General features: G+C 67.7%; 10 protein-coding genes. 3 read left to right on the forward strand and 7 right to left on the reverse strand.

The genetic code is table 11. The features are described from left to right. Positions 1-9: 9 nt before the first annotated feature. Entirely contained in the window at positions 10-705 is a 696-nt protein-coding gene (locus EU513_RS00550) for an MBL fold metallo-hydrolase (RefSeq protein ID WP_129623916.1), read from the reverse strand. A 210-nt stretch (positions 706-915) separates the two neighbouring features. Between EU513_RS00550 and EU513_RS00555 the strand changes: the two genes are divergently transcribed. Genes EU513_RS00555 through EU513_RS00565 form a run of 3 tightly spaced genes read left to right on the forward strand, consistent with a single transcriptional unit; the run spans position 916 to position 4,234 of the window. Next, positions 916-1,590: a peptidylprolyl isomerase gene (locus EU513_RS00555; protein ID WP_136622850.1), complete on the forward strand. Its 675-nt coding sequence runs from the start codon at positions 916-918 to the stop codon at positions 1,588-1,590. A gap of 2 nt (positions 1,591-1,592) precedes the next feature. Next, complete coding sequence (locus tag EU513_RS00560; protein ID WP_129623918.1) at positions 1,593-2,957, forward strand: DUF349 domain-containing protein; 1,365 nt, start codon at positions 1,593-1,595, stop codon at positions 2,955-2,957. Next, positions 2,957-4,234 carry a M18 family aminopeptidase gene (locus EU513_RS00565; protein WP_129623919.1) on the forward strand — a complete coding sequence of 426 codons (1,278 nt, stop codon included), beginning with the start codon at positions 2,957-2,959 and terminating at the stop codon, positions 4,232-4,234. The genes EU513_RS00560 and EU513_RS00565 overlap by 1 nt, the downstream gene beginning before the upstream one ends. A gap of 12 nt (positions 4,235-4,246) precedes the next feature. On the opposite strand, the gene EU513_RS00570 is transcribed toward EU513_RS00565, so the two are convergent. The 6 genes from EU513_RS00570 to yajC all read right to left on the reverse strand — a co-directional run bounded on the left by EU513_RS00570 (position 4,247) and on the right by yajC (position 12,561). Beyond that, positions 4,247-6,160: an acyltransferase family protein gene (locus EU513_RS00570; protein WP_168990080.1), complete on the reverse strand. Its 1,914-nt coding sequence runs from the start codon at positions 6,158-6,160 to the stop codon at positions 4,247-4,249. Positions 6,161-6,255: 95 nt separating this feature from the next. Then, entirely contained in the window at positions 6,256-8,547 is a 2,292-nt protein-coding gene (locus EU513_RS00575; RefSeq protein ID WP_129623921.1) for a bifunctional (p)ppGpp synthetase/guanosine-3',5'-bis(diphosphate) 3'-pyrophosphohydrolase, read from the reverse strand. Positions 8,548-8,593: 46 nt separating this feature from the next. Then, positions 8,594-9,115 carry an adenine phosphoribosyltransferase gene (locus EU513_RS00580; protein ID WP_129623922.1) on the reverse strand — a complete coding sequence of 174 codons (522 nt, stop codon included), beginning with the start codon at positions 9,113-9,115 and terminating at the stop codon, positions 8,594-8,596. Further along, a complete protein-coding gene (gene secF, locus EU513_RS00585) occupies positions 9,112-10,245 on the reverse strand; it encodes a protein translocase subunit SecF (protein ID WP_129623923.1) in 1,134 nt (377 codons plus the stop codon). The genes EU513_RS00580 and secF overlap by 4 nt, the downstream gene beginning before the upstream one ends. After that, positions 10,245-12,236 carry a protein translocase subunit SecD gene (secD, locus tag EU513_RS00590; RefSeq protein WP_129623924.1) on the reverse strand — a complete coding sequence of 664 codons (1,992 nt, stop codon included), beginning with the start codon at positions 12,234-12,236 and terminating at the stop codon, positions 10,245-10,247. Before secD ends, secF begins: the two co-directional genes overlap by 1 nt. A gap of 4 nt (positions 12,237-12,240) precedes the next feature. Beyond that, positions 12,241-12,561 (reverse strand): preprotein translocase subunit YajC, encoded by a 321-nt coding sequence (yajC, locus tag EU513_RS00595; RefSeq protein WP_129623925.1) that lies wholly within the window; start codon positions 12,559-12,561, stop codon positions 12,241-12,243. Positions 12,562-12,563: the final 2 nt, after the last annotated feature.

Here is a 12,563-nt window from a genome sequence, read left to right on the forward strand (position 1 = left end):
CCTTGTGTGTCAGAGGTTCTGGAGGAAGGGGTTGCTCATGCGCTCGTGAGCCATGGTGGTGCCGGGGCCGTGGCCGGGCAGCACCAGTGCGGTGTCGGGCAGCGGCAGGACGACGTCCTTCAGCGACCGCTGCATCGACTCGTGCGAACCGCCCGGTAGGTCGGTGCGGCCGATGGAGCCCGCGAACAGCACGTCGCCGGACAGCACGGTCGAGGTCACCTCGACCTCGCCGGGAAGACCGTCCGGAGTCGTGTCGATGCCGAACATCACCGAACCCTCGGTATGGCCGGGGGCGTGGCTGACGGTGAAGTCGAGGCCGGCGAGCGTCAGCTTCTGTGCGTCGGCGATCTCGACGATGTGCTCGGGTTCCTTCCAACTGGCCTGTTGCCCGAACTGCTGCTCGAACATGTGCAGCAGGCCCGGATCGAGGCTCGACAGCGGGTCGGCGAGCCGGTAACGGTCGTCGTGGTGGATGTAGGCGCCGAGTTCGCCGCCGCAGACGGGCGTCACGGAGTACACGTGATCGACGTGTCCGTGGGTCAACAGCACGGCGGTCGGCTTCAGGTCGAGATCGGTCAGGACCTCGGTCAGCTGCGGCATCACCCCGATGCCCGGGTCGACGACGACGCACTCCTGTCCGCGGCCGGTGGCCAGCACATAACAGTTGGTTGCGAAGGCCTGGGCCGGGAAATAGACGGTCAGCACCGGCCAAGCCTATCGACGGCGTATCCAGGTCGTGACCTGCCGCCCGGGCACGCGCCGGACGGATGTCCCTAGACTGGCCGGCGACCGTGCCCTTCGGGGCAGTACAAGCCGCCAGGCTGCACCGACTGGGAGTCCTCACCCGTGCGACCCACATCGCGACCCACCGAGCGAGCAAGCACGCGCCGTCCGCACCGTCTGATCTCAGCCCTTGTGGCAGCCACCGTGATCGGCGGTTCACTCGCCGGTTGCGCCGATGGTGACGACAGCCCGCAGAACACCACGTCCGCCGGATCGTCGGCGACCTCGGCCGGCGCGGGTGGTGCAGGTGGCGCGGCCTGCACGCCGGCGACGAGCAAAGAGGGCCTGAAGCTGCCGGCCAAGGAGTGCGCGCAGGGCAAGACCTTCGACGCCAGCATGGAGACCGACCAGGGCACGGTGAAGTTCGAGCTGTACGGCGACAAGGCACCGCAGACGGTCGCGTCGTTCATCCAGCTCTCGGGCGCCTACTACGCCGACACCTCGTGCCACCGTCTCGTGCCTGACTTCGTGCTGCAGTGCGGTGACCCCACTGGCACGGGTCAGGGCGGGCCGGGCTACACCTACGGCCTGGAGAACGCACCCGCCGACGACCAGTACCCGCGCGGCACTCTTGCGATGGCGCGCCAGGGAAACAAGGGCGACAGCAACGGCGGTCAGTTCTTCGTCACCCTGAAGGACGTGCCGATCCCGTCCGACAGCGCCGGCGGCTACACCATCTTCGGCAAGGTGGTCAGCGGCATGGCCGTCGTCGACAAGGTGGCTGCCGGCGGCGTCGGTGCCGACGGCACCGCACCCAAGACCCCTGTCACGATCAAGAAGATCACCGTCACTGAGAAGAAGGCCTGACGATGTCGACCGACGCACCGAAGCCGACGCCCCGCCCCGGCGTCCCCACGCCCGCTGCGATCAAGCCGCACACCCCGGCCGCAGCGCCCGCTGCCACCCCGGTGGCCGCGTCCAGCAACTCCGTGACGTTCGGCCGGGTCGCCGACGACGGCACCGTGTTCGTCCGCACCCCGGACGGTGAGAAGGAGGTCGGGTCCTACCCCGACGCCACCCACGAGGAGGCGCTCGCCTACTTCGCCCGCAAGTACGACGAGTTGGCGGCATCCGCGAACCTGCTGCTGCAGCGCGTGGTGCAGACCGACCTGTCCACCCAGGACGGCCAGACGGCGCTGAAGTCCCTGCGCGAGCAGGTCTTGCAGGCGAACGTCGTCGGTGACCTGCCCGCACTCGACAACACCGTCGAGCAGATCGCGACCGCCCTCGCAGCCAAGGCCGAGGTCGAGTCGAAGGTTCGCGCCGAGGCCAAGAAGGAGTCGGCCGCCAAGCGCGAGGAGCTTGTCGCCGAGGCGGAGAAGATCGCGTCCCAGCCGGTCGAGAAGGTGCAGTGGAAGCAGTCCACCGCTCGAATGCGCGAACTGTTGGACGAGTGGAAGACGTTGCAGCGCAGCCAGGTTCGGCTCGACAAGGAGACCGAGAACTCCCTGTGGACGCGGTTCAGCGCCGCCCGGAACGGCTTCGACAAGACCCGACGCACCCATTTCGCCAAGCTCGACGAGGAGCACTCTTCCGCCAAGGCCACCAAGCAGAAGTTGGTCGAGGAAGCCGAGAAGCTGTCCGAGAGCACCGAGTGGGGCCCGACCGCAGGTGCGTTCAAGCGGTTGATGAGCGAGTGGAAGCGCGCCGGTCGCGCCTCCCGTGCCGACGACGACGCACTGTGGGCGAAGTTCAAGGCAGCTCAGGACGCGTTCTTCAACGCCAAGGACGAAGTGGCCGCCGCTGAGAACGTCGAGTTCGAGGCCAACCTGAAGGTGAAGGAAGAACTCCTCACCCAGGCGCAGGCGCTTGTGCCGATCAAGGACCTGGAGAAGGCCAAGAAGGATCTGCACGCGATCCAGGACAAGTGGGACGCCGCCGGCAAGGTGCCGCGTAAGGACATCGAGCGGATGGAGCGCGGCATGCGCAAGGTCGAGCAGACCATCCGCGAGGCTGAAAACAAGCAGTGGAAGAAGACCGACCCCGAACTCGCTGCGCGCGCCGGATCGTTCGCGCAGCAGCTGCAGCGGGCGGTCAGCGACCTGCAGGACGAGATCACCGCGGCCGAGGCCAAGGGTGATGACAAGAAGGCCGCGAAGCTGCGCGAGGAGCTCAAGACCAAGCAAACCTGGCTCGACCAGGCGATGGGCGGACTGAAGGAGTTCGGCAGCTGATGCTGGATGCCGCGGACGGACTGATCGAGTACCTGGGCACGAGCCCGTCGCCGTTCCATGCGTGCGAGACGTCAGCTCGCATGCTGGAGGACGCGGGTTTCGTCCGGCTGCTGGAGACGGACGCCTGGCCGAGCGAACCCGGGCGCTACTACCTCGTCCGCGGCGGCACGCTGGCCGCGTGGAGCACCGAGCACGCCGACGGCGCCACGACACCGTTCCGCATCGTCGGGGCGCACACCGACTCCCCCAACTTCCGGATCAAGCCGCAGCCCGACCATCGCAGCATCGGCTACGCACAGTTGGGGGTCGAGCCGTACGGCGGCATCATCCTGAACAGCTGGCTGGACCGCGACCTCGGCCTCTCGGGTCGGGTCACTGTTCGCGAGAACGGCTCTGTCGCAGCGAAACTGCTACGGATCGACGAACCGCTGCTGCGTATCTCGCGACTTGCGATCCACCTCGACCGCAGCGCCGCGGAGGGCGAGGTCTTCAACAAGCAGTTCCAGATCGCACCGCACTGGGCGCTGGGTGACGCACCCTCGTTCCGCGGATTCCTCGCTGACCGGCTCGGGGTCGACGGGGCCGACGTCCTGGCATGGGATGTGATGACGCACGACATCCAACCGGCCGCCCGCACGGGGCTGAACGGTGAGTTCGTGGCCGGCGCGCGGATGGACAACCTCGCTACGTCCTACGCGGGCACCCGGGCGCTGATCCGCGCGGTCGAGGACGGGCCGGCCGAACCGGCCGTCCAGGTGCTGGTGCTCTTCGACCACGAGGAGATCGGGTCGATGACCGAGCGTGGCGCCTTCTCGGTGCTGCTGCCGACCGTGCTCGAACGGATCGTCTCCGGGCTCGGTGGCGGACGGGACGACTACCACCGTGCGCTTGCCGGCACGGTGATCGCGTCCGGCGACATGGCGCACGCCACCCACCCCAACTACGCCGACCGGCACGAACCCGACCACCGCATCGCGCTGAACGGCGGTCCGGTGTTGAAGGTCAACACCAACGGCCGTTACGCCACCGACAGCGTCGGTGCCGGGTCGTTCGCGCTCGCCTGTGAGCAGGCCGGCGTGCCGATGCAGTCCTTCGTCATGCGTTCGGATCTGCCGTGCGGCTCGACCGTCGGACCGATGACCTCGGCGCTCACCGGTGCGACCACCGTCGACTTCGGTGCGCCGACCCTGTCGATGCACTCGGTGCGCGAACTCGTCGGTTCGGACGACCAGCAGATGTACGCCGACGCGTTGACCGCGTTCCTCGCACCTGCCTGAGCAGGTTCGGTTCTACTCGCCGAGGACGGTGCGCTGGATCAAGTTGCCGTACTCGCGAACTCCGTTGCCGTTCGGGTGAACTCCGTCGACGAACCAGTCGTCGTGCGGGTTGGCCAGGGAGTACCAGTCAGCCACCTTCACTCGCGGTGAGCGAGCGGCGACCGAGCGCAACTGCTTGACCACCTCGTTCTGCCAGAACCGAGGCACGCGAGGAAGCCCGAGCACCACGACGCTGTGCGTCGGGATCTTCGCGATGGCGGCGGCCAGCGCGACCTCGTCGATGACACCGTTGTTGCCGACATGGATGAGGACGATGTCCGTGGTCAGGGACGGCGCCAACCGGTCGAGTTCGGACACAGCGACGAACCCCTGCTCACCTTCCTTGGCGTGCAGGGTCGCCGTCTTGAACCGCCGGTGCAACCCGTTGGCGGCACCGATCGCGAACGAGTCACCGAACACGGTCATGGTCATGTCCGATGTGCGACCGTCGAAGGACGGAGTCGGTGAACTGCTGGTTGACGACGTCGGCGATGCGGTCAGGGACGGCGCCGAAGTGGCGGAACCGGTCGGTCGGTCGCTCGTTGCTGACGGCGCCGCAGACGGGACGGCGAACGACGGCGGAGCAGGCTCCTCGACAGCCGCGGTGACGGCAGCTTTCGCCGTGGTCTTCGGCTGCGGGCTCATCGCGGCGACGGCACCGGTCGATGCGAAGACCGCGACGAGCGTGCACACCAGCGCCGGACGCGCGATACGTCCGATCGAGTGCGAACGCAGTGACCGCCATGCACCGCGCAGCCCCAGCCGTCGGACGGGTTGCTCGACCAGTTGATACGACAACTCCGACAGCACGAACGTCAGTCCGAGCTTGAGGGCGATGTTCGCCGTGCCGGTCAGCGGGACGTCGAGTTCGGGACGGGTGAAGACGAAGACCGGCCAGTGCCACAGGTAGAGGCCGTAGGACCGGCGTCCGATCGCAGCGAGGGGTTCGAGGTCGAGCACTCGGCCCAGCACACCGGGACGAGTGGCAGCCGCGACGAGAACGGCCGTGAGCAGAGCGAGAGCCGCGAAACCCCAGCGGTACAACGCAACCGACCATGAGTGCACCGCCCACAGCGACCACAGCAGGGCACCGAGCGCCACGACTCCGACAAGCGTCGACCGAACGGTGGCCGGGCGGAGCGCGGGTCCGCCGAAGCCGGCGCCGCCGCGCCATACCGCAAGCGCCGCGCCGACCAGCAGACCGGCGCTGTGGGAGTCGGTGCCGAAGTAGAAACGGGAGGCGTCTGCTCCCAGCGGCGCGCCGGAACGCCAGGTGCCCACGCCCATCACGAGCATCGACGCGGCCGCGCCGAGTACGCAGACCGTGAGCATCGCGAACCTGCGCGCATGCGGACGACGGAACACGAACACGATGATCGCGACCACCAACGGCCAGACGACGTAGAACTGCTCCTCCACCGCCAGCGACCACAGGTGCTGCAGGGCCGGCGGTCGACCGAACGCCTCGAAATAGGAACGTTCGTGCAGCACGTACCACCAGTTGGAGGTGTACGTCGCGGCCGCACCGAGGTCGCCGAGGTAGCTGGTGAGCTGATCGCGTCCGGCGGCGAGCTGCGCGAGCGTGGTGGCGAGCAGGACGACGACCAGTGCCGGGATCAGCCGGCGTGCACGAGCCGCCCAGAACCGACGCAGATCGACTCCGCCGCCCGGAGCAGATGCGCGGGCCCACAATTGCGAGGTGATCAGGTAGCCGCTGATCACGAAGAAGATGTCGACTCCGAGGAATCCGCCTGCGGCCCAGGGCAGTTCGAGGTGGTAGAGGATGACGGCGACGACTGCTATCGCTCGCAGTCCGTCCAGTCCCCCGACATGCTTACGCGCAGCCGGCGTTTGCTCGCCGGCGCGCACGCCCCCCTCGTCACGCATGGCCACCATGGTACTACACCCAGGGGTGGGTCGTCACGGGTGACGCGGCCGACGAGATCAAACCGTGATGGACGCCCGTTCAAGACGAGTCGGGGTCAGGAGGCGCCGACGCGCTGACCGGAGCCGGTGAGCCGGTATACGTCGAACACGCCGTCCACCTTGCGCACTGCCCGGATCACGTGGTCGAGGTAGCCGGCGTCGCCCATCTCGAAAGTGAACCGGGAGACGGCGACGCGATTGTTCGCGGTCGACAGGTTCGCCGACAGGATGTTGACGTGCTGTTCGGACAGCACCCGGGTCACGTCGGAGAGCAGGCCCTTGCGGTCGAGCGCCTCGACCTGCAACTGCACCATGAACACGCTCGCCGCGGACGGCGCCCACGCGACCTCGACCAGCCGATCCGGCTGGGACTTCAACTGGGCGGCGTTCGTGCAGTCGTCGCGGTGCACGGACACGCCATGACCGGTGGTCACGAAGCCGAGGATGTCGTCGCCGGGCATCGGGGTGCAGCACCGGGCCAGCTTCACCCAGACGTCGTCGGTGCCCACGACCGTGACTCCCGGGTCGCCCGCACGCCGCCGCGTCTCGGCGCGGGTGATGATCGGAGCGCTCTCGGGAGTCTGCTGCGGCTCCGGCTCGTCCGGACCGACGGCCTCGCGCAGCAGCTTGGAGACGTGTTCGGCGGAGACGTGGTTGTCGCCGATCGCGGCGTACAGCGAGTCGACGTCCTGGTAGTGCAGACCGGTCGCGACCTTGGCCATGGTGTCGACATTGGTCAATCGCGCGATGCCCTGACCCTGTTTGCGCAGCGCCTTGGTCAGCTGGTCCTTGCCGGAGTCGATCGCTTCCTCGCGACGTTCGCGGGAGAACCACTGGCGGATCTTGCTTCGGGCGCGCGGGCTGGCGACGAAGCCCAGCCAGTCACGACTGGGCCCGGCGCCGTCCGCCTTGCTGGTGAGCACCTCGATGACGTCGCCGTTCTCGACCGGCGACTCCAGCGGCGCGAGCCGTCCGTTGATCCGGGCCCCGATCGTGTGGTGACCGACCTCGGTGTGCACCGCGTAGGCGAAGTCGACGGGGGTCGACCCGACGGGTAGACCGACGACCTCACCCTTGGGCGTGAAGACGTAGACCTCCTGACTGCCGACATCGAAGCGCAGGTTGTCGAGGAACTCGTCGGGGTCGGCGGTCTCGCGCTGCCATTCCAGCAACTGGCGGAACCAGGCCATTTCATCGAGCTGCCCGCCGTCGGACGCCGCCGGGACCGGCGCAGCAGCCGACTTCGCATCGTCCTTGTACTTCCAGTGCGCCGCAACGCCGTACTCGGCCCGGTGGTGCATCGCGTGGGTGCGGATCTGGATCTCCACCGACTTGCCGTCGGGCCCGATGATCGTCGTGTGCAACGACTGGTACATGTTCATCTTCGGGGTGGCGATGTAGTCCTTGAACCGCCCCGGCACCGGGCTCCACCGGGTGTGCAGGGTGCCGAGCACCGCGTAACAGTCGCGCACCGAGTCGACCAGGATGCGCACCGCGACCAGGTCGTAGATGTCCTTGAACTCCCGGCCGCGCACGATCATCTTCTGGTAGACCGAGTAGTAGTGCTTGGGCCGACTGGTGACCGTCGCGTCGATCCGCGCCGCCTTGAGGTCGGTACTGACCTGTTCGCGGAAACCCTGCAGATACTGCTCGCGCGCGGGTGCGGCGTCGGCCACCAACCGGGCGATCTCGTCGTACAGCTTGGGGTGCAGCACCGCGAAGCAGAGGTCTTCCAACTCCCACTTGATGGTGTTCATGCCCAGTCGATGCGCGAGCGGAGCGTAGATCTCGAGCGTCTCGTTGGCCTTGCGGGTCGCCGACTCCACCGACACGTAGCGCCAGGTGCGCGCGTTGTGCAGCCGGTCGGCGAGTTTGATGACCAGCACCCGGATGTCCTTGGCCATCGCGACGACCATCTTGCGGACGGTCTCGGCCTGCGCCGCGTCGCCGTACTTCATCTTGTCCAGCTTGGTGACGCCGTCGACCAGGAGGGCGATCTCCTCGCCGAAGTCCTCGCGCAACTGGGTCAGTGAGTAGTCGGTGTCCTCGACGGTGTCGTGCAGCAGCGCGGCGGCGAGCACGGCCGGCTGCATGCCGAGTTCGGCCAGGATCGTGGTGACCGCGAGCGGGTGGGTGATGTACGGGTCGCCGGACTTGCGGGTCTGCCCGCGGTGGGCGTGTTCGGCCACGGCATACGCGCGTTCCAGCAGCGTGACATCGGCCTTGGGGTGAGAGGCACGGACGGTGCGCAGCAGCGGGCCGAGCACCTTGTGCTGCGGTGTGCGCGGGGCGCCCAGCCGCACCAGACGGGCCCTGACCCGCGACCCGGAACGCTCCTGCTCGACCATGAATTGATCTTAGTGCCGCGGCGCGGCAGAACTGACCGCCGTGCCGTCACACGGTCGCGACGACCGAGACCTCGTGACCCTCCAGCAGCCGACGCCCCTCCAGGAACCCGACCTCGAGCAGGAACTCGATCCCGACGACCGCCGCGCCCGCCCGTTCCAGCAGCGAGACCGCAGCGGCGGCGGTGCCCCCGGTGGCCAGCACGTCGTCGACCAACAGCACGCGCTTGCCCTCGCACGCGTCGGCCGGGATCTCGATGGTGGCGGTGCCGTACTCCAGGTCGTACGTCTGGTCGATCGTCTCCCCCGGCAACTTGCCAGCCTTGCGCACCGGCAGGAAACCCACGCCCATCCGCTGGGCCAGCGCAGCGCCCACGACGAAGCCGCGAGCTTCGATGCCGGCGACCAGGTCGATCGTGCCCTCCCAGCCGGACGCCACCTCGCCGAGCACGAGAGCGAACGCGTCGGGGTCCGCGAACAGGGGGTTGAGGTCCTTGAACAACACGCCCGGCCGGGGGAAGTCGGGGATGTCGCGCACGCGCTCCAGGAGCACCTGCGAGGCGTTGCTCACGCGTCGTCCTTCGTGGCCCACGGGTGCACCTCACGCTTACGGGCGGTGCGTTCCTTGCGGGCGGCGACGAGTTCCTTCTCCCGCTCCGGGTCGACGACGCCGGACGAGGTCTCGGCGGTGCCTGCGTGGTCGGCTCCGGTCGCTTCCTGGTACTGCGCCGCGCGCCGGGCCAGTTCCTTGTTGGCGGGCTCACGGTTGCGCAGCGACACCAGCAGCGGAGTGGCGATGAAGATCGAGGAGTACGTGCCGACGGCGATGCCGATGAACAGCACCAGCGCGAGGTCGAGCAGGGTGCCCGGGCCGAGCATGGTGAATCCGACGACCAGCAACGCCAGGATCGGCAGCAACGCGACGACCGAGGTGTTGATCGAACGGACGAGCGTCTGGTTGACGGCGTAGTTGGCAGCCTGCGCGTAGGAACGCTTACCGGTGGCGTGCGCCTCGTCGACGTTCTCACGCACCTTGTCGAACACGACGACGGTGTCGTAGATCGAGTAACCGAGGATCGTCAGGAAGCCGATCATCGTGGCCGGCGAGACCTCGAACCCGGACAGCGCGTAAATGCCGACGGTGAACGCGAGGTCGTGCATCAACGCGACCAGCGCGGCGACCGCCATCGCCCACGTGCGGAAGTAGATCGCGAGCACGACGGAGACCAGCACCAGGAAGACGATCAACGCGATCAGGGCCTTGCGGGTGACGGTCTCACCCCAGGACGGTCCGATGTACGAACTGTCGATGGAGGTGGCCGGGACACCGAACTCCTCGGCCAGCGCGTTCGAGACCTTGTCGGTCGTCGCGGCCGAGTTGTCGCCGAGTTTCTTGGCCTGGATGCGCACCTGGTTGTCACCCAGTTTGGTGACGTTGAGCGAGTCGTTGGCACCGGTGGCGGAACTCACGGCGTCCTTGGCGCGCTCCTCGTAGTTGTCCATCTGGGTGACGCCCTGGACGCGAAGCTCCGAGCCGCCCTTGAACTCCAGGCCGAGGTTCAGACCCCGGCCGAGCAGGCCGGCGGCCGCGACGACGAGAAGGATCGCGGAGATGACGTACCAGGTCTTGCGGCGTCCGACGAAGTCGAATTGACGGCGTCCGGTGTAGAGGTCGTTACCGAACTGCGCGAAGCTCGCCATCAGAGCATTCCTCCTTCGGCCGCAGCGGCCTTGCGATCGGCGATCGTGACGCGTCCGCGCCCGGCGTAGGTCGCACCCTTGGCGCCCAGGCGCTCGGGGTCGAAGCCGGACCACTTGTGTCCGTCGCCGAAGAACTTGGTGCGGGCCAGCAGCGACAGCACCGGGTGGGTGAACATCACGACGACCAGCAGGTCGATCAGGGTTGTGACACCGAGGGTGAACGCGAACGCCTTCACGCTGGATTCGGACAACACGTACAGCACCGCGGCGGCGATGAAGTTCATCGCGTCGGAGATCAGGATCGTGCGGCGGGCACGGGCCCAACCCGTCTCGACGGCGGCACGCAATGGTCTTCCGGATCTGACTTCGTCCCTGACTCGTTCGAAGTAGACGATGAAGGAGTCGGCGGTGATACCGATCGCGACGATGAGGCCGGTGATGCCGGCCATGGTCAGACGGAAGTTGTTCGCGTAGCCCAGGAAGGTGACCGCACCGTAGGTGAGCAGACCGGCCACGATCAGCGAGGCCACGGTCACCAGGCCGAGCGCGCGGTACTGGAACAGCGAGTAGAGGACCACCAGGAGCAGACCGATCGCGCCGGCGATGAGTCCCTTCTGCAACTGGTCGGTGCCCAGCTGCGGGCTGATCTGGTCGGAGGTGAGTTCCTTGAAGCTGAACGGCAGCGCGCCGAACTTAAGTTGATCGGCGAGGGTCTTCGCGCTGTCGGAGGTGAAGCCTCCGCTGATCTCGGCGCGGCCGTCGACGATCGGGCCGTTCGTACCGGGAGCGGAGATGACGACCCCGTCGACGTTGATCGCGGAGCGGTTCTGGTCCTGCTGCAGGGAGGACAGACGACGGGTCATGTCGCCGAAGGCCTTCTTGCCCTCTTCGTTGAACTCCAGGTTGACCGCGACCTCACCGGTGGCGATGCCCTGCTGGTTGGTGCGCTGGCCGAAGGAAGCGTCGGTGATGGTGGAACCGTCCACCTCGACCGGACCCATCAGCAGAACCTCGTTGCCGTCCTTGGCACACGCGACGGAGGGCTCGTCCTCGGGCGCCTGCGCGGAGATCTCACGGAACTTCGCCGCGGTGGGGCCCTTCTTCGGGTCGGTGTTGCGGCAGCTGAACTGCGACATCAACTGCTGGTAAGTAGTGCCCTTCTTGGCCAGCCCGTTGGTCACCCAGATGTCGGCGACCGGCTTGGCGCCCCACTGCGGGTCGCTGGGCGTGGCCGGAATACCGGCGTCTTCGGCACCGGGCAGCGTCGGCTGCGCGGGAACCGGGTCGGCCGGAGCAGCGGGCGTAGTCGCGGCGGTCTTCGACGTGGTCGCAGGCTTGGAGGTCGCAGGCTTGGAGGTCGCAGGAGTGCTCGGCGCCGGAGTGCTCGGTGCGGCCTTGGCGTACGCCTCGGGGAACGGAGCGTTCGCAGAGGTCGATGCTGCCGGTGCAGAGGTGCTCGGCTTGGCCGGAGCGCTCGTGCTCGGCTTGGCCGGAGCGGTCGAGGGCGAGCCGGACGGAGTCGAGGGCGCGCTGCTGGTCGACGGCTTCGCCGTTGCAGCGGCATCCGCCACCGGCGGGGTCGTGGCGATGACCGGACGGATCGTCAGCTTGGAGGACTGCGCGAGAGAGTCGAGGATCTCCTTGGACGGGTTGCCCGGGATCGCCACCACGATGCTGCGGTCACCCAGGGTGCTGACCTCCGCCTCGGCGACGCCCGTGCCGTCGACGCGCTGGCGGATGATGTTCACCGCCTGGTTCACCTGGCCCGAACTGACCTGCTGGCCGCGTCCGAGCACCGGCTCGAGGACGACCTGGCGGCCACCTTCGAGATCGAGGCCGAGCTTCGGGGTCCATTGTCCGGCCGGCTTGGCCCAGACGGTGGTCGCCGCGATGCCGCCGAAGAGCGCGGCGATGATCAAGAAGAGCAGGATCAGCGTGCGCTTCGGTTTGGAAGCCGGTGCACGACGAGCACGGGTTGCACGGGTTGCCACGAACTCAGGCCTTCTTGTCGTTGGATTCGGGGGTCGCCTCAATGACCATGCTGCGCGGCACGACCGCCCGGCGGTCGAAACGAAGTTGTACACCGTCGGCGACCTCGAGCGTTGCGGTCTGGTCGTCCATGGCGACCAGTCGGCCGTACAGGCCGGACGTGGTGGTGACTTCGTCGCCTACCGTGATCTGCGACTGCGCCTGCGCGAACTGCTTCTGCCGGCGACGGCTGAACCAGAACATCACGGCGAGCAGCGCCAGCGGCAGCAGCAACAAGACCATGCCGCCCGAGTTCTGAGTGCCGGTCTCGGCGACGAGTGCGTGCATGT

It is taken from the genome of Yimella sp. RIT 621 (assembly GCF_004146205.1).
Lineage (GTDB): Bacteria > Actinomycetota > Actinomycetes > Actinomycetales > Dermatophilaceae > Yimella > Yimella lutea.